The sequence below is a fragment of the Citrobacter sp. Res13-Sevr-PEB04-36 genome (assembly GCF_015672735.1).
Taxonomy (GTDB): Bacteria; Pseudomonadota; Gammaproteobacteria; order Enterobacterales; family Enterobacteriaceae; genus Citrobacter.
This window is the reverse complement of record NZ_JADABY010000031.1, coordinates 110387-129427: the sequence shown is the minus strand read 5'-3', so window position 1 is coordinate 129427 and position 19041 is coordinate 110387. Positions and strand designations below refer to the sequence as shown.

At 53.7% G+C, this 19041-nt stretch carries 31 protein-coding genes; 30 read left to right on the top strand and 1 reads right to left on the bottom strand.

Annotated elements, in window-relative coordinates; translation table 11 throughout:
* Positions 1 to 465: 465 nt before the first annotated feature.
* From IMQ48_RS09645 to IMQ48_RS09560, 19 genes are all read left to right on the top strand, one after another.
* Positions 466 to 714 (top strand): hypothetical protein, encoded by a 249-nt coding sequence (locus IMQ48_RS09645; RefSeq protein ID WP_230326351.1) that lies wholly within the window; start codon positions 466 to 468, stop codon positions 712 to 714.
* A gap of 323 nt (positions 715 to 1037) precedes the next feature.
* Positions 1038 to 1187, top strand: coding sequence for an antirestriction Ral family protein (locus IMQ48_RS23200; protein WP_196208854.1), 150 nt, complete (start codon positions 1038 to 1040; stop codon positions 1185 to 1187).
* Between the two features lie 46 nt (positions 1188 to 1233).
* Positions 1234 to 1662, top strand: coding sequence for a hypothetical protein (locus tag IMQ48_RS09635; RefSeq protein ID WP_196208853.1), 429 nt, complete (start codon positions 1234 to 1236; stop codon positions 1660 to 1662).
* A 154-nt stretch (positions 1663 to 1816) separates the two neighbouring features.
* Positions 1817 to 2065 carry a hypothetical protein gene (locus IMQ48_RS09630; RefSeq protein ID WP_196208852.1) on the top strand — a complete coding sequence of 83 codons (249 nt, stop codon included), beginning with the start codon at positions 1817 to 1819 and terminating at the stop codon, positions 2063 to 2065.
* Positions 2062 to 2220, top strand: a complete 159-nt coding sequence (locus IMQ48_RS09625) for a hypothetical protein (protein ID WP_196208851.1) — start codon at positions 2062 to 2064, stop codon at positions 2218 to 2220. The genes IMQ48_RS09630 and IMQ48_RS09625 overlap by 4 nt, the downstream gene beginning before the upstream one ends.
* Before the next feature lie 133 nt (positions 2221 to 2353).
* A complete protein-coding gene (locus IMQ48_RS09615; RefSeq protein ID WP_196208850.1) occupies positions 2354 to 2656 on the top strand; it encodes a hypothetical protein in 303 nt (100 codons plus the stop codon).
* Between the two features lie 80 nt (positions 2657 to 2736).
* Positions 2737 to 3741: a hypothetical protein gene (locus IMQ48_RS09610; protein ID WP_196208849.1), complete on the top strand. Its 1005-nt coding sequence runs from the start codon at positions 2737 to 2739 to the stop codon at positions 3739 to 3741.
* An 8-nt stretch (positions 3742 to 3749) separates the two neighbouring features.
* Positions 3750 to 3938 carry a hypothetical protein gene (locus IMQ48_RS23195; protein ID WP_370551843.1) on the top strand — a complete coding sequence of 63 codons (189 nt, stop codon included), beginning with the start codon at positions 3750 to 3752 and terminating at the stop codon, positions 3936 to 3938.
* Positions 3939 to 3945: 7 nt separating this feature from the next.
* A complete protein-coding gene (locus tag IMQ48_RS09605) occupies positions 3946 to 4575 on the top strand; it encodes an ERF family protein (RefSeq protein ID WP_196208848.1) in 630 nt (209 codons plus the stop codon).
* Positions 4572 to 5039 carry a single-stranded DNA-binding protein gene (locus tag IMQ48_RS09600; RefSeq protein WP_370551842.1) on the top strand — a complete coding sequence of 156 codons (468 nt, stop codon included), beginning with the start codon at positions 4572 to 4574 and terminating at the stop codon, positions 5037 to 5039. The genes IMQ48_RS09605 and IMQ48_RS09600 overlap by 4 nt, the downstream gene beginning before the upstream one ends.
* A 13-nt stretch (positions 5040 to 5052) precedes the next feature.
* Positions 5053 to 5337 carry a hypothetical protein gene (locus IMQ48_RS09595; protein ID WP_196208847.1) on the top strand — a complete coding sequence of 95 codons (285 nt, stop codon included), beginning with the start codon at positions 5053 to 5055 and terminating at the stop codon, positions 5335 to 5337.
* Positions 5337 to 5930 (top strand): MT-A70 family methyltransferase, encoded by a 594-nt coding sequence (locus tag IMQ48_RS09590; RefSeq protein ID WP_196208846.1) that lies wholly within the window; start codon positions 5337 to 5339, stop codon positions 5928 to 5930. The genes IMQ48_RS09595 and IMQ48_RS09590 overlap by 1 nt, the downstream gene beginning before the upstream one ends.
* Positions 5927 to 6145, top strand: coding sequence for a hypothetical protein (locus IMQ48_RS23030; RefSeq protein ID WP_230326350.1), 219 nt, complete (start codon positions 5927 to 5929; stop codon positions 6143 to 6145). Before IMQ48_RS09590 ends, IMQ48_RS23030 begins: the two co-directional genes overlap by 4 nt.
* Before the next feature lie 97 nt (positions 6146 to 6242).
* On the top strand, positions 6243 to 6461 hold the full coding sequence (locus tag IMQ48_RS09585) for a TraR/DksA family transcriptional regulator (RefSeq protein ID WP_196208845.1): 219 nt from the start codon (positions 6243 to 6245) through the stop codon (positions 6459 to 6461).
* A complete protein-coding gene (locus IMQ48_RS09580; RefSeq protein ID WP_196208844.1) occupies positions 6461 to 6823 on the top strand; it encodes a hypothetical protein in 363 nt (120 codons plus the stop codon). The genes IMQ48_RS09585 and IMQ48_RS09580 overlap by 1 nt, the downstream gene beginning before the upstream one ends.
* On the top strand, positions 6786 to 7025 hold the full coding sequence (locus tag IMQ48_RS09575) for a DUF4222 domain-containing protein (RefSeq protein ID WP_117343686.1): 240 nt from the start codon (positions 6786 to 6788) through the stop codon (positions 7023 to 7025). The genes IMQ48_RS09580 and IMQ48_RS09575 overlap by 38 nt, the downstream gene beginning before the upstream one ends.
* A gap of 9 nt (positions 7026 to 7034) precedes the next feature.
* The gene (locus IMQ48_RS09570) at positions 7035 to 7277 is read left to right on the top strand and encodes a hypothetical protein (RefSeq protein WP_196208843.1); all 243 of its coding nucleotides are present in this window, start codon (positions 7035 to 7037) and stop codon (positions 7275 to 7277) included.
* A 107-nt stretch (positions 7278 to 7384) separates the two neighbouring features.
* Positions 7385 to 7630: an excisionase family protein gene (locus tag IMQ48_RS09565; protein ID WP_196208842.1), complete on the top strand. Its 246-nt coding sequence runs from the start codon at positions 7385 to 7387 to the stop codon at positions 7628 to 7630.
* Positions 7631 to 7675: 45 nt separating this feature from the next.
* Positions 7676 to 8971, top strand: coding sequence for a site-specific integrase (locus tag IMQ48_RS09560; RefSeq protein WP_196208841.1), 1296 nt, complete (start codon positions 7676 to 7678; stop codon positions 8969 to 8971).
* Between the two features lie 26 nt (positions 8972 to 8997).
* Here IMQ48_RS09560 and fliE read toward each other — a convergent pair whose 3' ends face one another.
* Positions 8998 to 9312 (bottom strand): flagellar hook-basal body complex protein FliE, encoded by a 315-nt coding sequence (gene fliE / locus IMQ48_RS09555; RefSeq protein WP_196208840.1) that lies wholly within the window; start codon positions 9310 to 9312, stop codon positions 8998 to 9000.
* 216 nt (positions 9313 to 9528) lie between these two features.
* On the opposite strand from fliE, the gene fliF reads away from it, so the two are divergent.
* The 11 genes from fliF (at position 9529) to fliP (ending at position 19035) form a co-directional block, all read left to right on the top strand.
* Complete coding sequence (gene fliF, locus IMQ48_RS09550) at positions 9529 to 11199, top strand: flagellar basal-body MS-ring/collar protein FliF (protein WP_196208839.1); 1671 nt, start codon at positions 9529 to 9531, stop codon at positions 11197 to 11199.
* Positions 11192 to 12187, top strand: coding sequence for a flagellar motor switch protein FliG (gene fliG / locus IMQ48_RS09545; RefSeq protein ID WP_135322317.1), 996 nt, complete (start codon positions 11192 to 11194; stop codon positions 12185 to 12187). Before fliF ends, fliG begins: the two co-directional genes overlap by 8 nt.
* Entirely contained in the window at positions 12180 to 12887 is a 708-nt protein-coding gene (gene fliH / locus IMQ48_RS09540) for a flagellar assembly protein FliH (protein WP_196208838.1), read from the top strand. The genes fliG and fliH overlap by 8 nt, the downstream gene beginning before the upstream one ends.
* Positions 12887 to 14257 carry a flagellar protein export ATPase FliI gene (gene fliI / locus IMQ48_RS09535; protein ID WP_196208837.1) on the top strand — a complete coding sequence of 457 codons (1371 nt, stop codon included), beginning with the start codon at positions 12887 to 12889 and terminating at the stop codon, positions 14255 to 14257. The genes fliH and fliI overlap by 1 nt, the downstream gene beginning before the upstream one ends.
* Positions 14258 to 14278: 21 nt before the next feature.
* Entirely contained in the window at positions 14279 to 14722 is a 444-nt protein-coding gene (gene fliJ, locus IMQ48_RS09530; protein WP_196208836.1) for a flagellar export protein FliJ, read from the top strand.
* Positions 14719 to 15930, top strand: a complete 1212-nt coding sequence (fliK, locus tag IMQ48_RS09525) for a flagellar hook length control protein FliK (protein ID WP_196208835.1) — start codon at positions 14719 to 14721, stop codon at positions 15928 to 15930. Before fliJ ends, fliK begins: the two co-directional genes overlap by 4 nt.
* A 104-nt stretch (positions 15931 to 16034) precedes the next feature.
* Entirely contained in the window at positions 16035 to 16502 is a 468-nt protein-coding gene (gene fliL / locus IMQ48_RS09520; RefSeq protein WP_181619156.1) for a flagellar basal body-associated protein FliL, read from the top strand.
* Positions 16503 to 16506: 4 nt separating this feature from the next.
* Positions 16507 to 17511 (top strand): flagellar motor switch protein FliM, encoded by a 1005-nt coding sequence (gene fliM, locus IMQ48_RS09515; RefSeq protein ID WP_115258830.1) that lies wholly within the window; start codon positions 16507 to 16509, stop codon positions 17509 to 17511.
* Complete coding sequence (gene fliN / locus IMQ48_RS09510) at positions 17508 to 17921, top strand: flagellar motor switch protein FliN (protein WP_196208834.1); 414 nt, start codon at positions 17508 to 17510, stop codon at positions 17919 to 17921. Before fliM ends, fliN begins: the two co-directional genes overlap by 4 nt.
* On the top strand, positions 17921 to 18298 hold the full coding sequence (gene fliO, locus IMQ48_RS09505) for a flagellar biosynthetic protein FliO (protein WP_196208833.1): 378 nt from the start codon (positions 17921 to 17923) through the stop codon (positions 18296 to 18298). The genes fliN and fliO overlap by 1 nt, the downstream gene beginning before the upstream one ends.
* Entirely contained in the window at positions 18298 to 19035 is a 738-nt protein-coding gene (gene fliP, locus IMQ48_RS09500; RefSeq protein ID WP_196208832.1) for a flagellar type III secretion system pore protein FliP, read from the top strand. The genes fliO and fliP overlap by 1 nt, the downstream gene beginning before the upstream one ends.
* The last annotated feature ends 6 nt before the right edge of the window (positions 19036 to 19041 follow it).

Below are 19041 nucleotides of genomic sequence, written 5' to 3'. Positions count from 1 at the left end.
TTAACATTGATGGGGTTACTTCTCCCGCCCTTGTGGGAGACAGAAAGTTTAACCAAACAGGAGGTGCCAAATGGTGCACTAACGCGGTTAGACCGCAGCCGAAAGGCAATGCAGCAGTCATGATGCTGCCCTGAGTCGCCATTGAGCGAGCCTGCTTAGCATCGGGTCAAGGTTCTAATTAAAAGCAGCTCCGGTAGAGCAGCGCGAACGCCAGACGCGCACCGGTTATCAGCGGCGATGAAGCGACACAACCTCAAAGGCATGAGCGCCGCCACTGCGAGAGTGTGGCCCAAAGGAAGTTGCTTTGGGGTGTGGCTGGGTGAGCCATACGAGATGCGAGCTAAGCCACCTGAGTAACGCTGCAAGTGCGTTTAACCAAGACGGATGCAAGCAAGACTCGCCAATCTGCTTGAGCACAGAAAAGCAATAGCCCAGCACACCACCAAAGCAACCACTGGAGGATGTATGACCAAATTTATCGCAACCAACAGCGTTACACGGCGTTATCTGAAACGTGGCGAGCTGATGGCTAAACGACGCGCCGAAGCAGCTCAGAGCGCGTCACAGGAAGTTAAGCATGACATGGGCCGCGTTGACCGGGCTACTTCGCTCGGCAGTCTGCGAGATAAGGAATCAGGCAGCGCGATGTGCTTGCCAGATGTAGCAATATTCGCTGCCGGTCACCGCCGGAGCAAACAGGTAACTGCGAGATAAGTGAGGTGAGATGTGAATCAAACGTATATGCCACGTTGCCTTAGAAACTTGCCGAAGAAAAAGGTCACACCTCGTAAGCAAGCCATCAGAGAAGCAAAGTCGGATGTTATTAATAAGGCGATTTCAATGCTCAGAGATGAGTTAAGAAGTGGAAAGCTGGATGGAATGATGATGCCGTACCAGAGGGGTTATTTGTCGGCGATAAGTCATCTTGAACAGTTGCGAGATGAGGTTTGAACGTTCCGGAATTTCCGGATAGTTGGGTCGCATAACGCGGCCTTTTCTTTTGGTTACGGCACGTTAATTAACTTATGAGGTGAGGCGTGGCAGAGAAATGGTGCTCACAGTTCAAGCTCTGCAAAGGATGCAAGTTCGTAGGCAATCAGTGCGTTGTTAAGCCTGGTGAGACAGGAAACAACAGCAGATTTTACGAGAGGATGATAGCTCTCATTAAAACAGAAACGGCTGCCTAACTGGCGGCCTTTTTATTAGCTCACGATACAAACAGAGGGTAAGGCGATGGAAAAACTCGGTTATTGCGAGGGTGAACAATGCGAGCGAGACGGGTGCTCTGGAATCATTGAACTTGAGGAAGCTGAGGACTGCAGTTGCCACCTTTCCGCCCCATGCCATTACCATACTGATGCAGATATGTGGTGCCCTGAGTGTGGCTGGCGCGCAGCTGATGACCCTCTTTGCGTTCGCGACATATCAGCTATCAGCGTAGGCGGCCCGTTTGCATTAGTTGAAACAAAACGCAGGGTTCTGGATCCGACGAAAATCGACTGGATATCAAAAATGCACAGCGGTTGCTCAATGATAAAGGAAGGTGTCTATCCAGAGCATCTTACCTGGCAAGAAGTAGAAAAAGAGGTGAAGGGAACCTTCGGAGGGCGATTCGAGCACTTTGGAAATGGCAAGTTTAAATACATTGCTTACACAGACTAACCCGCTCCGGCGGGTTTTTTATTACTGATACCACAGCGCCTTCACGAGGGTGCTCTGTTATCACGGCGGCTATCCACCGCTTAATTTTGCAGCGATGAAAATTGCATGCAGAGGTCTTTACGTTCAGCGGCGCGGCTTAAGCGCGGAGATGATTATGAGCAATCAAAATAATGGCGGTCCAGCTTTCCCAGAATTAGGCAATGTTGGGCACAACTCAGATTGGCAAAGTGAATCCGGCATGACTCTGCGTGACTACTTCGCAGCTAAGGCCGTTGGTTTGTGTTTCGCGCAATACCTCAATCATGCGGAAGTTGAAGGATTCCAAGATGGATGGAGAGACGGAGTTGCGGCTGACGCATATTTAATGGCCGACGCAATGCTCCGCGCCCGGGAGACATCATGAAAGTCACCCACAATGGCAAGCAGTACCACGCATCAAAACTCAACGACAACGAGTGGCAACTCTCATCAGTCGATAAACCTCGCGAGAAAATCACAATGACAAGTCGGCAGATGCACATTGCCGGGTTATTGCAGCAGGTGGAGGGTAAATCATGATTAATCACAACATGCTTCGTGCAGCTCAGAACAAAGCGCTAATCGCCAGATTCATAGGTGATTCGGTGATGTGGATGTCGGCCTACAACGATATGAAGGCGGCAATTGGTTTTCCGTGGCACAGGAAATGATTATGGACCCTTTATCTAAATGGCTAGTAAGTGGTGAATATCTTCCTGAGTTCATGCGTGACTTTCACGACCAGAAAGATGTGTTCAAAGCCATGCATAACACCATTAAAAATGCAGACGAAAATGGCAACCCGCGTGATGGTCATATCTATGTGGTTGACACCTTCCTTTGGTATATGGCCCGCTGCGGATACACGCTGCAAAAATCGCGAAAAAACGTCACATTCAAAGATATGCAATCTGATATTGACCTCTTCAAAAGAGAAATGACCGACGCCTTCTCCAAGATGCTATCTGACAAGTAAATACTAAATTCAACCCCACCCCCCCCTACTCGTCCGGCTATCGCAGACGGGAAGCGCACAACCAAATTTCAGGAGAGACCATGAGTGAAGTAACGGATTTAACCGTCATCGAGATTAAAGCGGAACAGGCTCCAGCGCTGTACAAGTCTGGCGGCCTTGATGATTACCTTGAGCAGATCCGCCAGGCTGTTAACGAAGTGCCGGATCTGAGCACGAAGAAAGGACGTGACCGTGTGGCATCTCTGGCGGCGTCGGTATCACGCAGTAAGACGGCCATCGAAAAGCCAGGGCGTGAGTACCTGAAACGTCTGAAAGAAGCCGTGCGCCCCGCTGAGGCTGAAATTAAGCGCTTCGTTGATGCGTGTGATGAGCTTCGCGATGCCACCCGCCGACCGCTTACCGAGTGGGAAGCCGAGCAGGAACGTATTGCAGCAGAGAAAGCTGCTGAAGAAGAGCGTCTGCGTATTGAGGCTGAAGAAAAGGCAGCAGCCGAAGTTCTTAAAAAGCAGCGTGAATCAGACCATGAAATGGCCCTGCTGATGAACGACGCATTTGACCGCGAAGTGGAAGAGAAGAAAGCCGAAGCAGAACGCCAGCGAGTTGCTCATGAAGAAGAGTTGAAGCGTCAGGCTGCAGAACAGGCCAAGCGCGAAGCCGAAGAGAAAGCTGCTGCTGAACTGGCGGCAGCGAAGAAACGCGAAGAGGATGCGATTGCAGCAAGAGCACAGGCTGAATTACTGGCTAAGCAAGAGCGGGAACGCGCTGAATATGCGGCAGCAGCAGCGGCTGCTCGTGCAGAACGTGAAAAGCAGGAAGCTATTGAAGCAGAGAAGCGTAAAGCCCAGGAAGAGGCAGATCGAATTAAGCGTGAAGCTGAAGCGAAAGAAGCTGCCCGCCTGGCAGAAGAGAAGCGCATCGCCGACGAAAAGACAGCTCGTGAAGCTGATGTTAAGCACCGCAAGGCTGTTGGTACTGAAATCGTTAACGCACTCACCGCTAATACCAGCATTTCACGCGAACAGGCGATCGAAGTCCTGAAGGCGATGATGGATGGCCTGGTACCGAGAACACAAATTAACTACTGAGGTGAAAGATGATCCCAGTTGATTTAGCAACAACACCAGAGCTCAGTCGCATTAAGCGCCAGTACCACGTTACAGAGGCGCTTTACTGGCGCAAGTCAGGTAACAAGTCGATGAAAAGCTTCTGCCTTTCTATGGCTAAACGTGAGCGCCTGAATAAATGCGAGTTCCTGGCTAACACTTCCGAACTTCCATTCTGAGGAAATTATGGAACAGAAAAAAGTTTACGCAGCGATTAGCGCGGTAGCCCGGGATATGGCTGAAGTTGGAATCAGCAAAGACCGGGAAAACCGGCAGCAAGGATTTTCATTCCGTGGAATCGACCAGGTATATAACGCTCTGGCACCGATGCTAGCTAAGCATGGCCTTGTCATCCTTCCACGCATTACAGAGCGCACCGTAACGGAACGTGTAACGCAGAAAGGCGGCGTTTTGTTCTACGTTGTCGTCAAGGCTGAATTCGATTTCGTGGCTACTGAGGACGGTAGCATGCACACGATTGTGACGTATGGAGAAGCAATGGATAGCGGCGATAAGGCCACGAACAAAGCTATGTCGATCGCCTACAAATACGCGGCGTTCCAGACCTTCTGTATACCGACAGAACAGACTGCCATTGATGCTGATGCTGATATTCACCACGTATCTCCACAACAGGCAGAAGAGGCTCTCAAAGAGTTTGCTGGTAAGGCGGCGGTGAGTGAATCACTTGAAGAGCTGATCGCAGCATACAAAGAAGCATGGCCTAAGTTGGGCGGATCAAAGCCTCACGAAGAACGCTGTACAGAAACCTACCGTACACGCGGCAAAGAACTTAAAACACAACAGGCGGCATGATGGCAATTAACGTAATTACAGTATCAGGCAATGTCGGTAAAGACGCGGTTCTCCGTGTCACTCCGAATGGCAAGAACATTAGCTCATTCTCCATTCCTGCAAAGACCGGGTTTGGTGAAAACGAGAAAACATCGTGGCTCAACTGCAAAATGTTCGGGGCTATGGCCGAGAAGTTATCTGTAGCCATCGTCAAAGGCGCGAAGGTAACGGTCTCAGGTGAGTTCGTTATTGAAGAATGGACTAAGCAGGACGGAACGCAGATGCAGACGCCGACTATCCTGGTGCGGGATATCGATTTGCCTCCTCGTGGTACTTCTGGAAACGACCAGCCCCGTCAACAGCAATCACGGGCGCAACAACCACCGGCAAATCAGAACAACGAGCCGCCGATGAATTTCGACGATGAAATTCCCTTTGCACCGGTAACTCTTCCCTTCCCTCGTCACGCTATCCACGCCATTTAATCAGGAGCATCAAATGTCGGCACCTCTCACCGTGGCGGGATATCTGCGCCCGCCTAAAAAATCAGGCACCAAAGCTGAGGTGCTGGCACGATGTTTCGCAGCTATCGCTAATGACGATTTCAAGAAGCCAACCATGGAAGACAGGCTTCTGGAGTTGCACGAAAAGGAAGTCTGGTACGCAAACTTAGAGGCGTCATTCAGGCCGATTTGGATGGCAGTCGGACCGGTTCAACCAACCTACGTAGACGACCGCATGCGCGAGCATCGTGGAAAGTTCGGGCATACAAGGAGCGACTGATGACAGGCAAATACACTCTTATCTACGCCGACCCACCATGGACATACCGAGATAAAGCCGCCGACGGAGATCGGGGTGCCGGGTTCAAATACCCAGTGATGACAGTGCAGGATATCTGCCGGCTACCGGTATGGGATCTGGCGGCTGATAGTTGTCTTCTGGCGATGTGGTGGGTTCCGACTCAGCCGACTGAGGCGCTGAAGGTTGTCGAAGCGTGGGGATTCCGCATGATGACCATGAAGGGATTCACCTGGCATAAGACGAATAAGCACAAGGGTAACAGTGCGATCGGAATGGGCCACATGACCAGGGCGAATAGCGAAGACTGCCTGTTTGCAGTGCGCGGCAAGTTGCCAGAGCGCATGGACGCTTCCATCTGCCAGCACATCACCGCGCCGCGGCTGGAAAATTCCCGCAAGCCGGATCTAGTTCGCGAGAAACTGGTGCAACTGCTCGGAGACGTTCCTCGAATTGAGCTATTCGCTCGCCAGTCGTCGCATGACTTCGATGTATGGGGTAATCAGTGCGACGGTCAGGCGGTTCAGTTACTCCCAGGCTACGCGATTGATGTGATGAAAACGGAGTCAGCATGACACCAGAACAGGATAACGCTATCCGCACACAGGGACGTAAATGCGTGGCAGAGATTCAGCAGGCACTGAAATGCAGGCCTAAGCCGAAATGGAATGCAGTCGTGCCGCCTACCCTCAAGAAGCATCACCAGAAAATTGCGCCGCTTGGTATCAGCCTGGTGGCATTCGTTAGCAGCATCGGTCGAATGCAAGGCCGGTACGGAGTCGAATCATGACGCTAACCAAACGAATCACAAGGTCGCTAATGCGGCCTTTTTATTTTCTCGCGTTCACCTTCAACCGAATTAACCGACAGTTCATGGAGCACTGACTATGGCTGACATTATCGATAACGCATCACAGCTTGAAGATTTGCAGCGTGACGCGGCACTGAGCATGCACAGACTCAACCACTCAGCAGTATCAGCAACGCACTGTGAGGAGTGCGGTGACAAGTTACTTGATGCGCGCCGGAAAGCGTATCCGGGATGCACGATGTGCGTTGAGTGTCAGGGTGAGCAGGAATTGCGTAAGAAAATTGGGAGGATGTGATGGATTACAGCAAGCTGAGTGATGGGGAGATTAGCGTCAGGCTGGCATATTTCCTCAAACCAAAATACAGCGCCACCATTCACCCGTATGAAACTACCGGCGCCAATCTGTCATGGAACTGGTTCAACACAGTACAGAACACCGGTTATTTCCCGCTACGTCGTGCTGAAGAGCTTTTCCCGGTAATGAAGAAACATAGGATCGGACTTTCCCCATCAGGTAAGACGGTATGGCAGGCATCACACGAATCTGGAATTAGTGTCATCCATCGTAACCCACTTCGCGCCGTGGCAATCGTCTTCCTTCTTTTGCAGGAGTCAGCCAATGTTCCAGCTAATTCAACGGGGTCAGATATACGCTGACCAGCATAACTGGCCCGTCATAATCCATTCAGTCACATCACAGATAGTCCGCTACTGGCGACAAGGCCGGGTCAACACCGCTTCAATAGACCGCTTTAATAACGATTTCGAGCACCTCGACCCACACGAGGCGGCACAGATACGCGCCGAACTTGAAACAGCAGAACACTTAAAACGCCTCCGCGCTATGCGGGCGGCATGAGGAGAGAGTATGGGGAAGATGACATTTGTCGTTGAGTTTGAAGATGGAAAGGAACCGCCAGTTAGCGCCGACATGGATATTGCCGGTGGTCGAGTTGTTGCCGCGGCATTCTATGACTATCGCAAGGACTATTTTACTGATGAACAGAAAGACGTAATCGCTGACTTGATTAGCAATGACGAAATGGAGGGATTTCTTAGTAGTGAGTCAGCGACAGAATTGAATGCAAAGCTTGACCTCCTTACCTACTGAACGCAACTGATAGCCAGTTATGAGCTGGCTATTGGGTGCGATGCACTGCCACGTTATCCCCCATTTGCCCTCCATTGCGAGGGCATTCTTTTTGCCTGGAGACACCCATGAGCAAAATGACCTTAATTGTGCCCAACGACTGGGTAACACAAGAGAAGCTCGTCGAGATTACCGGACTTCGCCCGGGAACTATCGAGGCAGCTCGTAAAAAGTCTTGGATGGTTGGACGCGAATATCTTCACGTTGCACCTGACGGAAATCCAAAAGAAAACAGTGAGTGCATGTACAACCGCAAGGCTGTCGACCAGTGGGTTGAGAGCATGTCAAAGAAACAGCCGGGTGCGCGCCAATGAAGATCCGTTTATGCTTAGCGGGCTCTTGGACGTCAGGAGGGAATAATGGCTAAGTCAGCATACCCAACAGGCGTGGAGAACCATGGCGGAACGCTCCGCATATGGTTCATCTATAAAGGCGGCCGGGTGCGTGAAAGCCTAGGCGTGCCGGATACACCAAAAAACAGGAAGATCGCTGGCGAGCTGCGCGCGTCGGTGTGCTTCGCGATAAAGACCGGTAACTTCAACTATGCGACCCAGTTCCCTGATTCGCCGAACCTGAAGAAATTCGGAGTCGAGAATAAGGAAACCACTGTGCTCGAGTTGGCGAACAAGTGGCTTGATTTGAAGCGCATGGAGATCAGCACCAACGCGATGTCACGCTATTCATCTATAGCGCGCAACATGATACCGAGAATTGGTGGGGACAAGCTGGCATCTGCGGTGACACAAGAAGACCTGCTGTTTATCAGGAAGGAGTTGCTAACCGGTTATCACGTATTGAAGACAGGACAGAAGACACCAGTAAAAGGAAGATCTGTCAGAACCGTCAACAACTACATGAGAACAATGTCAGGCATGTTTAACTTCGCTGCTGACAGTGGTTATGTTAAGGCGAATCCGTTTAACGGCATTTCCATGCTCAAACGATCACGCACTGAACCAGATCCGCTCACACGAGAGGAGTTCGTCAGACTGATTAACGCATGTACTCATCAGCAATTGAAAAACATGTGGTCTCTGGCCGTGTACACAGGGGTGAGGCATGGAGAGCTGGTATCGCTGGCATGGGAAGATATCGACCTGAAAGCGGGAACTATGATGATCCGTCGCAACCACACGTTAACGAAGGAGTTCACCCTTCCCAAAACGGAGGCCGGAACGGATCGAATCATAAACCTTATTCAGCCAGCCATTGATGTGTTGAAGAAACAAGCTGAAATGACAAGGCTGGGCAAGCAATATCAAGTTGAGGTTAAGCTTCGTGAATACGGTCGTACCGATGTGCATCCATGCACATTCGTGTTCAACCCGCAAAACGTATCGCGCAATGGCCGTGCCGGGCATCATTACGCAGTGGGATCGATCAACCAGTCGTGGGAGGCGGCAATGCGACGTGCCGGAGTTCGCTATCGCAGAGCATACCAGTCACGACACACTTATGCATGTTGGTCGTTAGCTGCCGGCGCAAACCCTAACTTCATCGCGAAGCAAATGGGCCACACCGACGCGCAAATGGTTTACCGGGTGTACGGATCCTGGATGGCAGAAAACAACCAGGACCAGGTACTCATACTCAACCAGAAATTGAGTGAGTTTGCCCCACCCATGCCCCACGCAGTAGGATCGGATGGGTATTAACAATAAATATCAGTAAGTTATGTAACCTAAACTTGCATGGACATCACTTCCTGGTAGGCTGATACCAGTTTATTACGTACCTGAATACCCATCTGCATTGAGACTGAGGCTTTTTGCATATCGGTCATCACATCATTCAGCGCAATGCCCGGCTCACCCAGGGTAAATTTTTCTGCCTGCACGCGAGAGGCGGTTTGCACATCGCTGATCCTGTCTAGCGCAACATGCAGCTGACCGGCAAAGCTCACGGTCGGTTGTGGCTGCAACTCCTGCATCTTCGCTGACGTCGCCGTGGCCTGTAGCTGGCTGATGACCCCTTCAATCCCCTGTATTGCCGACATTCTGATCCCCTGGATGATTTTTCACATAGCAGAGATTACCAGCTCGTCAATAAGATAAAGGCGCTAAATAACGATAAAAACCCTCGGTTTTTGGCGCATAGAAAAATTTGAAACCGCAAATAATGTGACGGTCAATTTTTCGAGTTTGCTGACCCGGGAGTGAGTCTTGTTCCACTTTGCAAAAAACGCCGTCCACGATAATCCACGAGGTGCGAGATGAGTGCGACTGCATCGACTGCAACCCCACTGAAACCTCTCGAGTGGTTAAATCGCCTGCGCGCGAATCCCAGAATTCCTCTGATCGTAGCGGGCGCTGCTGCTGTCGCTATCATCGTGGCAATGGTCCTGTGGGCCAAAGCGCCAGATTACCGCACGCTGTTCAGCAACCTTTCCGATCAGGACGGCGGGGCCATCGTCACCCAACTGACGCAAATGAACGTTCCCTATCGCTTCACCGAAGGAAGCGGCGCTATCGAAGTTCCCGCGGATAAAGTGCATGAACTGCGTTTGCGTCTTGCCCAACAAGGTTTGCCGAAAGGCGGCGCGGTGGGCTTTGAGCTGCTGGACCAGGAAAAGTTTGGTATCAGCCAGTTTAGCGAACAGGTGAATTACCAGCGTGCGCTGGAAGGCGAATTGGCTCGTACCATTGAAACACTGGGGCCGGTGAAACGCGCTCGCGTCCATCTGGCAATGCCAAAGCCTTCATTGTTTGTTCGTGAGCAAAAATCCCCTTCAGCCTCCGTTACCGTGAATCTGGAACCGGGCCGGGCGCTGGATGAAGGTCAAATTAGTGCAGTTACTCATCTGGTTTCCAGCGCTGTAGCCGGTTTACCACCGGGTAACGTCACGCTGGTCGATCAGGCCGGTCACCTGTTAACTCAGTCAAATACCAGTAGCCGTGACCTGAACGACGCACAGCTGAAATATGCCAGCGACGTCGAGGGTCGCGTTCAGCGTCGTATCGAATCGATCCTGTCACCGATTGTCGGTAATGGTAACGTCCACGCGCAGGTCACCGCACAGCTGGATTTTGCCAATAAAGAGCAAACCGAAGAACAGTACAGCCCGAACGGCGACGAGTCGCGGGCCGTGCTGCGTTCACGCCAGCTCAATGTCAGCGAACAACTGGGAAGCGGCGCGCCTGGCGGCGTACCGGGCGCGTTGTCGAATCAGCCCGCCCCGGCGAATACTGCGCCGATCAATACGCCACCGGCTAATCAGCAAAATGCGCAAACCACGCAGACGGCCAATAACGCGAACGCAGGACCGCGCAGTACTCAGCGCAATGAAACCAGTAATTATGAAGTCGACCGTACTATTCGCCATACCAAAATGAACGTCGGCGACGTGCAGCGTCTCTCCGTGGCGGTGGTGGTTAACTATAAAACCTTGCCAGACGGTAAACCGCTGCCGCTGACCGCCGATCAGATGAAACAGATTGAGGATCTGACCCGCGAAGCCATGGGCTTCTCCGACAAGCGCGGCGATACCCTGAACGTGGTGAACTCGCCCTTCACGGCAACCGATGATGCTGGCGGTGAACTGCCGTTCTGGCAACAGCAGTCCTTTATTGAGCAGCTGATGGTTGCCGGACGTTGGTTACTGGTTCTGCTGGTGGCGTGGATCCTGTGGCGTAAAGCGGTCCGTCCACAGCTGGCACGCCGCAGCGAAGAGGCAAAAGTCGCACAAGAACAAACGCGCGCTCGTCAGGAAACCGAAGACGCGGTAGAAGTTCGTCTCAGCAAAGACGAGCAAACCCAACAGCGTCGTACGAACCAGCGCCTGGGCGCAGAAGTTATGAGCCAGCGTATTCGTGAAATGTCAGATAACGATCCGCGTGTAGTGGCGCTGGTCATCCGTCAGTGGATAAATAACGAACATGAGTAATCTAAGCGGCACCGATAAAAGCGTCATTTTACTGATGACCATTGGCGAAGATCGCGCGGCAGAGGTGTTTAAGCATCTGTCCACGCGCGAAGTGCAGACCCTCAGTACGGCGATGGCCAACGTGCGGCAGATCTCCAATAAGCAATTGACCGAGGTGCTGGCCGAGTTTGAACAAGAAGCCGAGCAGTTTGCTGCGCTGAACATTAACGCCAACGAATATCTGCGTTCGGTACTGGTGAAAGCGCTGGGCGAAGAGCGCGCCTCCAGCCTGCTGGAAGATATTCTGGAAACCCGTGATACCACCAGCGGTATTGAAACGCTTAACTTTATGGAGCCGCAAAGCGCCGCCGACCTTATCCGCGACGAGCACCCGCAGATCATCGCCACCATTCTGGTACACCTCAAACGAGGTCAGGCTGCCGATATTCTGGCGCTGTTCGACGAGCGTTTACGCCACGATGTGATGTTACGTATTGCCACCTTCGGTGGCGTGCAGCCAGCCGCGCTGGCGGAACTGACCGAAGTGCTGAATGGCCTGCTCGACGGCCAGAATCTGAAGCGCAGCAAAATGGGCGGCGTGAGAACGGCAGCAGAAATTATCAACCTGATGAAAACGCAGCAGGAAGAAGCGGTCATTACCGCCGTACGCGAATTCGACGGCGAACTGGCACAGAAAATTATCGACGAGATGTTCCTGTTCGAAAACCTGGTGGACGTCGACGATCGCAGTATCCAGCGCCTGCTGCAGGAAGTGGATTCCGAGTCGCTGCTGATTGCCCTGAAAGGTGCCGAACAGCCGCTGCGCGAGAAATTCCTGCGCAACATGTCACAACGTGCCGCCGATATTCTGCGCGACGACCTCGCCAACCGTGGCCCGGTACGTCTGTCGCAGGTGGAAAACGAACAGAAAGCGATTCTGCTTATTGTGCGTCGTCTGGCGGAAACCGGCGAGATGGTGATTGGCAGCGGCGAGGATACCTATGTCTAACGAACTGCCGTGGAAAGTCTGGACCCCGGACGACCTCGCACCGCCATTGGCAGAGTTCGTGCTGGCCGATGACAGTAGCCCCCAGCAGACGGACGAAGCGGCAGAACCACAGCTGTCCGCTGAACAGCAACTTGAGCAACAGCTGGCACAGCTGCAACTACAGGCACATGAACAAGGCTATAACGCCGGACTGGCAGAAGGCCGGCAAAAAGGCCATGAACAGGGTTATCAGGATGGGTTAGCGCAGGGGCTGGATCAAGGTCAGACGCAGGCCCGCGCACAGCATGCGCCGATTCACGCCCGCATGCAGCAGTTAGTAAGTGAGTTTCAAAATACGCTGGACGCGCTGGACAGCGTGATTGCCTCGCGCCTGATGCAGATGGCACTGGAAGCCGCACGTCAGGTGATTGGCCAGACGCCGATCGTCGATAACGCCGCGCTAATTAAACAAATCCAACAGTTGCTGCAGCAGGAGCCGCTGTTTAGCGGCAAACCTCAGTTGCGCGTGCACCCGGACGATCTCCAGCGTGTAGAAGAGATGCTCGGCGCAACCCTCAGTCTGCACGGCTGGCGACTGCGCGGCGACCCGACCCTGCATCATGGCGGGTGTAAAGTCTCAGCCGATGAAGGCGATCTGGACGCCAGCGTCGCCACCCGCTGGCAGGAACTCTGCCGTCTGGCTGCACCGGGAGTCGTGTAATGACCACACGTCTGACCCGCTGGCTCACCTCGCTGGATAACTTCGAAGAGAAAATGTCGCTGTTGCCGTCTGTGCGTCGCTACGGGCGTCTGACCCGCGCCACGGGACTGGTGCTGGAAGCCACAGGCTTACAATTACCGCTGGGCGCAACCTGCGTGATTGAGCGTCAGAACGGCAACGACACTCAGGAAGTCGAAAGCGAAGTGGTCGGTTTTAACGGCCAGCGTCTGTTTCTGATGCCGCTTGAAGAGGTGGAAGGCGTTTTACCCGGCGCACGCGTGTACGCGAAAAACATTGCTGGTGAAGGCCTGCAAAGTGGCAAGCAGTTGCCGCTGGGTCCAGCCCTGCTTGGCCGCGTGCTCGACGGCAGCGGGAAACCGCTCGACGGTCTGCCCGCACCCGACACCACCGAAACCGGGGCGTTAATTACACCACCGTTTAACCCGCTGCAACGTACCGCCATTGAGCACGTACTGGATACCGGTGTGCGCCCCATCAATGCGCTGTTAACCGTCGGTCGCGGCCAGCGTATGGGCCTGTTCGCCGGTTCCGGCGTGGGTAAAAGCGTCCTGCTCGGCATGATGGCGCGCTATACCCAGGCCGATGTCATCGTCGTTGGTTTAATTGGCGAACGTGGACGCGAAGTAAAAGACTTTATCGAAAATATCCTCGGTGCCGATGGTCGCGCACGCTCGGTAGTGATCGCCGCCCCAGCGGATGTTTCTCCACTACTGCGCATGCAGGGCGCCGCCTATGCCACGCGTATTGCTGAAGATTTTCGCGATCGCGGACTGCACGTCCTGCTGATTATGGATTCCCTCACCCGCTACGCCATGGCGCAACGTGAAATCGCACTGGCCATCGGCGAACCGCCCGCAACCAAAGGCTATCCACCCTCGGTGTTCGCCAAATTACCGGCGCTGGTGGAACGCGCCGGGAACGGTATCCACGGCGGCGGTTCGGTCACGGCATTTTATACCGTACTGACCGAGGGCGATGACCAGCAGGATCCAATTGCCGATTCCGCGCGTGCGATCCTCGACGGCCACATCGTGCTGTCCCGTCACCTGGCGGAAGCGGGCCATTATCCGGCCATTGATATCGAAGCCTCAATCAGCCGTGCAATGACCTCGCTCATCAGCGAAAAACACTATGCGCGGGTGCGTAACTTTAAACAGCTGCTGTCCAGTTTCCAGCGTAACCGTGATTTAGTCAGCGTGGGCGCGTATGCCAGAGGCAGTGACCCGATGCTGGATAAAGCCATCACCTTATGGCCGCAGCTGGAAGCCTTTTTACAGCAAGGTATCTTTGAACGGGCTGACTGGGAAGATTCTCTGCAGGCTCTGGATCTGATTTTCCCTGATGTGTGATTAAGCAGGAGAGCATAGGTCATGGCACAACATGGTGCACTGGCAACACTGAAAGACCTGGCTGAAAAAGAAGTCGATGACGCAGCTATCTTATTGGGAGAAATGCGGCGCGGATGTCAGCAGGCAGAAGAACAATTAAAGATGCTGATCGATTATCAGCATGAGTACCGAAACAATCTCAATAGTGATATGGGTCAGGGGATCACCAGTAACCGCTGGATCAACTACCAGCAATTTATTCAGACGCTGGAAAAAGCGATAGACCAGCATCGCCAACAGCTGAATCAGTGGACGCAAAAAGTTGAGCTGGCACTGAACAGCTGGCGCGATAAAAAACAGCGGCTGCAGGCCTGGAAAACGCTGCAAGACCGACAAACCACGGCGGCCTTACTGGCTGAAAACCGCCTGGATCAGAAAAAAATGGATGAATTTGCTCAGCGTGCAGCTATGAGGAAACCCGAATGATTACGTTGCCCCAACTGATTACTACCGACATCGACATCGCCGCAGGTCTTCAGTCAGGAAAAGCGGTCGATTCGCCCGAGGATTTTTTAGCACTGCTGGCTGGCGCGCTAGGCGTGGACGACGTGCAGGGAAAAGATGCCCCGCTGTCGCTGGCCGATATCCAGGCAGCAGGTAGCAAACTACAAAAAGGGTTGCTGCAACCACATGACGATAGCGGCCAGGCCACAAAGTCAACGGATTTGCTGGCACAAAAAGGCGGAATAACGGACGCAACGCTTGCCGACCTGACCGACGCCCAGCAGTTGTTGTCGGCACTCACGCCGTCGTTGAAGGTAAACGCCCTGACGGCGACAGGCAAAGCCGCGCTACACGATGATAAGACCACCACGCTAAGCGATGAAAATCTGGCGAACCTGAGCGCGCTGTTTGCCATGCTGCCGGGCCAGCCCATCACCACGCCAGCCGGTGAAATCACGCCCACCCCGGCAGACACCACGCTGACCACGTTGTTACGCAGCAATACGTCCGGTGGTGCTACGGATAGCCGCGTAGAACTACCAGTTGGTGAAGTGAAAAAAGGCAAGGCAGATGCCGCAATTCAAACTAATGGCGGCGACCAGACCCGCAATCCGACCTTAACCCCGCTGACAGCTGCCGCAACCACCCACGCGGAGATGGAAAGCACCCCATCCCCGGTAAGCGTTGGCGCGGTGATATCGCCACCGGCGGCGCAACCCCACGCACAGCCGCTCCCCGCAGCCGCACCGGTATTGAGCGCCCCGCTGGGTAGCCACGAATGGCAGCAATCACTAAGCCAGCACGTCACGCTATTCACCCGCCAGGGCCAGCAAAGCGCAGAACTGCGCTTACATCCACAAGACCTGGGCCAGGTGCAAATCTCCCTCAAGATCGATGACAACCAGGCGCAACTGCAAATGGTGTCACCACACAGTCACGTGCGCGCGGCGCTGGAAGCGGCGTTACCTATGCTGCGGACTCAGTTGGCTGAAAGCGGGATCCAGTTGGGGCAAAGCAGCATTAGCAGCGAAAGCTTCGCCGGCCAGCAGCAATCTTCTGCCCAGCAGCAACAGGCCGGGCGCTCTCAGGGACAAGACATTTTTGCCGGCGAAGATGACGCCGCTCTGGCCGCCCCGGCTTCATTGCAAGCCGCCGCGCGCGGTGACGGCGCAGTAGACATCTTCGCCTAACGCCAGAGGTAGCATGATTATCCGCGTCTTTTCCACGCTTTGTCGGGGACAGGACACGGGATAATCAGCCCATAAGCTGTACCGAAACAGGAAGCTCGTATCTGATGACTGACTCCGCGATTAACAAAAAGAGTAAACGCGCTATTTGGATCCCTCTGCTGGTGTTAATTACCCTCGCCGCCTGCGCAACTGCGGGATATAGCTACTGGCGAATGCAGCAGCAGCCGTCCGCCAGCGTTAGCGCGGAACCGGCCCCACCGCCAGCCCCGGTGTTTTTTGCGCTGGATACGTTTACCGTCAATCTGGGTGATGCGGATCGCGTGCTGTACATTGGGGTTACGCTGCGTATGAAGGACGAAGCGACGCGCGCGCGCCTAAGCGAATATCTGCCGGAAGTGCGCAGCCGTTTGCTGCTGCTGTTTTCACGTCAGAATGCCGCCACGCTCGCCACTGAGCAAGGTAAGCAGCAGTTGATTACTTCCATCAAAGAGACGCTTGCGACTCCGCTCGTTGTCGGGCAGCCGAAACAGGTTGTTACCGACGTTCTTTATACAGCTTTTATTCTGCGGTAAAGACATGGGCGACAGTATTCTTTCTCAGGCTGAAATTGACGCATTGCTTAACGGCGATAGCGACACCAAAGACGAACCTATTTCCGGTATTGCAAACGAAAGCAATATTCGTCCGTACGATCCCAACACCCAGCGCCGCGTCGTTCGTGAGCGTTTGCAGGCGCTTGAGATCATCAACGAACGCTTCGCACGCCAGTTCCGGATGGGATTATTTAACCTGTTGCGCCGTAGCCCGGATATTACCGTGGGTGCAATCCGCATCCAGCCGTATCACGAGTTCGCGCGTAACTTACCGGTACCAACCAACCTGAACTTGATCCACCTGAAACCGCTGCGCGGTACGGGTCTGGTGGTGTTCTCACCGAGTCTGGTGTTTATCGCCGTCGATAACCTGTTTGGCGGTGATGGACGCTTTCCGACAAAGGTGGAAGGTCGCGAATTTACGCATACCGAACAGCGCGTTATCAACCGCATGCTGAAGCTGGCGCTGGAAAGCTACAGCGATGCCTGGAAAGCGATCAACCCACTGGAAGTGGAGTACGTGCGTTCGGAAATGCAGGTGAAATTTACCAATATCACCACCTCACCTAACGACATTGTGGTGAATACCCCGTTCCACGTTGAAATTGGCAACCTGACCGGTGAATTTAATATCTGTCTGCCCTTCAGCATGATTGAACCGTTGCGCGAGCTGCTGGTTAACCCGCCGCTGGAAAACTCGCGTAATGAGGATCAGAACTGGCGTAATAACCTGGTACGTCAGGTTCAGCATTCCGAGCTGGAGCTGGTGGCGAACTTTGCCGACATTCCGCTGCGCCTGTCGCAGATTTTAAAGCTCAAACCCGGCGATGTGCTGCCGATTGAAAAACCCGACCGCATTATTGCTCATGTGGACGGCGTGCCTGTGCTGACCAGCCAATATGGCACCGTAAACGGTCAGTATGCGTTACGCGTAGAACATTTGATAAACCCGATTTTGAATTCGCTGAATGAGGAACAGCCCAAATGAGTGACATGAATAATCCGTCCGATGAGAACACTGGTGCATTGGACGATCTGTGGGCTGACGCGTTAAATGAGCAAACAACGACCACCACCAAAAGCGCGGCAGATGCGGTATTCCAGCAGCTAGGTGGCGGTGACGTCAGCGGCACATTGCAGGATATCGACCTGATCATGGACATTCCGGTCAAACTGACTGTCGAACTGGGCCGTACCCGCATGACCATCAAAGAGCTGCTGCGCCTGACGCAGGGCTCCGTCGTCGCGCTGGACGGTCTGGCGGGCGAGCCGCTGGATATTCTGATCAACGGTTACCTGATTGCCCAGGGCGAAGTCGTTGTCGTCGCAGATAAATACGGCGTGCGCATCACTGACATTATTACGCCGTCTGAGCGTATGCGTCGTCTGAGTCGTTAATGATGAACACCCAGGCTACTGTCTCTCAGCCCGCCGCCGTACCCGGTTCACCGTTGGTGCAGGTCAGCGGCGCGCTGCTTGGGATTATCGTGTTGATCCTCGCCGCAGCCTGGGTCATTAAGCGCCTGGGCTTTGCACCCAAAGGGGCCAGTACGCGAGGACTGAAAATCACGGCCAGCACCTCATTGGGCCCGCGCGAACGTGTGGTGATTGTTGAGATTGAGGACGCGCGTCTGGTGCTGGGCGTGACCGCTGCGCAAATTAACGTGCTGCATACCCTACCCCCAGCCCCCATAGTTGCAGACGAAAAGCCGGCCTCCCCTGCGGATTTCCAGGCCATGATGAAGACTTTGATCAAGCGTCCTGGGAGATCCTGATGCGCCGTTTGTTATCCTTTACGCTGCTCAGCTTGTGGCTGTTCAGTCCGGTGGCCATTGCCCAGCTTCCCGGTCTGGTTAGCCAGCCGCTGCCCGGCGGCGGACAAAGCTGGACGTTACCGGTGCAAACGCTGGTATTTATCACTTCGCTGACGTTCCTGCCCGCTATTTTGCTGATGATGACCAGCTTCACCCGCATCATCATTGTTTTCGGTCTGTTACGTAATGCGCTAGGTACCCCATCAGCCCCGCCAAACCAGGTGTTACTCGGACTGGCGCTTTTTTTGACTTTTTTCATCATGTCCCCGGTGATCGACAAAATCTATGTTGACGCGTATCAGCCGTTCAGCGAAGAAAAGATCTCCATGCAGGAAGCGATAGAGAAAGGTGCACAGCCGCTACGTGAGTTTATGCTACGCCAGACCCGTGAGGCCGATCTGGCGCTGTTTGCGCGTCTGGCGAACAGCGGACCACTGCAGGGACCAGAAGCGGTACCGATGCGAATTCTGCTACCAGCCTATGTCACCAGCGAACTGAAAACGGCTTTCCAGATAGGTTTTACGATTTTCATTCCTTTTTTGATAATCGACCTGGTGATTGCCAGCGTGCTGATGGCGCTCGGGATGATGATGGTACCGCCCGCCACCATCGCGCTGCCGTTTAAGCTAATGCTGTTTGTGCTGGTTGACGGCTGGCAACTGCTTGTCGGCTCACTGGCGCAAAGTTTTTACAGTTAGAGGCGC

Coding starts and splice junctions, on each gene's coding strand:
- IMQ48_RS09645 (WP_230326351.1), top strand. CDS start 466: ATGACCAAATTTATCGCAACCAACAGCGTTACACGGCGTTATCTGAAA.
- IMQ48_RS09635 (WP_196208853.1), top strand. CDS start 1,234: ATGGAAAAACTCGGTTATTGCGAGGGTGAACAATGCGAGCGAGACGGG.
- IMQ48_RS09630 (WP_196208852.1), top strand. CDS start 1,817: ATGAGCAATCAAAATAATGGCGGTCCAGCTTTCCCAGAATTAGGCAAT.
- IMQ48_RS09625 (WP_196208851.1), top strand. CDS start 2,062: ATGAAAGTCACCCACAATGGCAAGCAGTACCACGCATCAAAACTCAAC.
- IMQ48_RS09615 (WP_196208850.1), top strand. CDS start 2,354: ATGGACCCTTTATCTAAATGGCTAGTAAGTGGTGAATATCTTCCTGAG.
- IMQ48_RS09610 (WP_196208849.1), top strand. CDS start 2,737: ATGAGTGAAGTAACGGATTTAACCGTCATCGAGATTAAAGCGGAACAG.
- IMQ48_RS23195 (WP_370551843.1), top strand. CDS start 3,750: ATGATCCCAGTTGATTTAGCAACAACACCAGAGCTCAGTCGCATTAAG.
- IMQ48_RS09605 (WP_196208848.1), top strand. CDS start 3,946: ATGGAACAGAAAAAAGTTTACGCAGCGATTAGCGCGGTAGCCCGGGAT.
- IMQ48_RS09600 (WP_370551842.1), top strand. CDS start 4,572: ATGATGGCAATTAACGTAATTACAGTATCAGGCAATGTCGGTAAAGAC.
- IMQ48_RS09595 (WP_196208847.1), top strand. CDS start 5,053: ATGTCGGCACCTCTCACCGTGGCGGGATATCTGCGCCCGCCTAAAAAA.
- IMQ48_RS09590 (WP_196208846.1), top strand. CDS start 5,337: ATGACAGGCAAATACACTCTTATCTACGCCGACCCACCATGGACATAC.
- IMQ48_RS23030 (WP_230326350.1), top strand. CDS start 5,927: ATGACACCAGAACAGGATAACGCTATCCGCACACAGGGACGTAAATGC.
- IMQ48_RS09585 (WP_196208845.1), top strand. CDS start 6,243: ATGGCTGACATTATCGATAACGCATCACAGCTTGAAGATTTGCAGCGT.
- IMQ48_RS09580 (WP_196208844.1), top strand. CDS start 6,461: ATGGATTACAGCAAGCTGAGTGATGGGGAGATTAGCGTCAGGCTGGCA.
- IMQ48_RS09575 (WP_117343686.1), top strand. CDS start 6,786: ATGTTCCAGCTAATTCAACGGGGTCAGATATACGCTGACCAGCATAAC.
- IMQ48_RS09570 (WP_196208843.1), top strand. CDS start 7,035: ATGGGGAAGATGACATTTGTCGTTGAGTTTGAAGATGGAAAGGAACCG.
- IMQ48_RS09565 (WP_196208842.1), top strand. CDS start 7,385: ATGAGCAAAATGACCTTAATTGTGCCCAACGACTGGGTAACACAAGAG.
- IMQ48_RS09560 (WP_196208841.1), top strand. CDS start 7,676: ATGGCTAAGTCAGCATACCCAACAGGCGTGGAGAACCATGGCGGAACG.
- fliE (WP_196208840.1), bottom strand. CDS start 9,312: ATGTCGGCAATACAGGGGATTGAAGGGGTCATCAGCCAGCTACAGGCC.
- fliF (WP_196208839.1), top strand. CDS start 9,529: ATGAGTGCGACTGCATCGACTGCAACCCCACTGAAACCTCTCGAGTGG.
- fliG (WP_135322317.1), top strand. CDS start 11,192: ATGAGTAATCTAAGCGGCACCGATAAAAGCGTCATTTTACTGATGACC.
- fliH (WP_196208838.1), top strand. CDS start 12,180: ATGTCTAACGAACTGCCGTGGAAAGTCTGGACCCCGGACGACCTCGCA.
- fliI (WP_196208837.1), top strand. CDS start 12,887: ATGACCACACGTCTGACCCGCTGGCTCACCTCGCTGGATAACTTCGAA.
- fliJ (WP_196208836.1), top strand. CDS start 14,279: ATGGCACAACATGGTGCACTGGCAACACTGAAAGACCTGGCTGAAAAA.
- fliK (WP_196208835.1), top strand. CDS start 14,719: ATGATTACGTTGCCCCAACTGATTACTACCGACATCGACATCGCCGCA.
- fliL (WP_181619156.1), top strand. CDS start 16,035: ATGACTGACTCCGCGATTAACAAAAAGAGTAAACGCGCTATTTGGATC.
- fliM (WP_115258830.1), top strand. CDS start 16,507: ATGGGCGACAGTATTCTTTCTCAGGCTGAAATTGACGCATTGCTTAAC.
- fliN (WP_196208834.1), top strand. CDS start 17,508: ATGAGTGACATGAATAATCCGTCCGATGAGAACACTGGTGCATTGGAC.
- fliO (WP_196208833.1), top strand. CDS start 17,921: ATGATGAACACCCAGGCTACTGTCTCTCAGCCCGCCGCCGTACCCGGT.
- fliP (WP_196208832.1), top strand. CDS start 18,298: ATGCGCCGTTTGTTATCCTTTACGCTGCTCAGCTTGTGGCTGTTCAGT.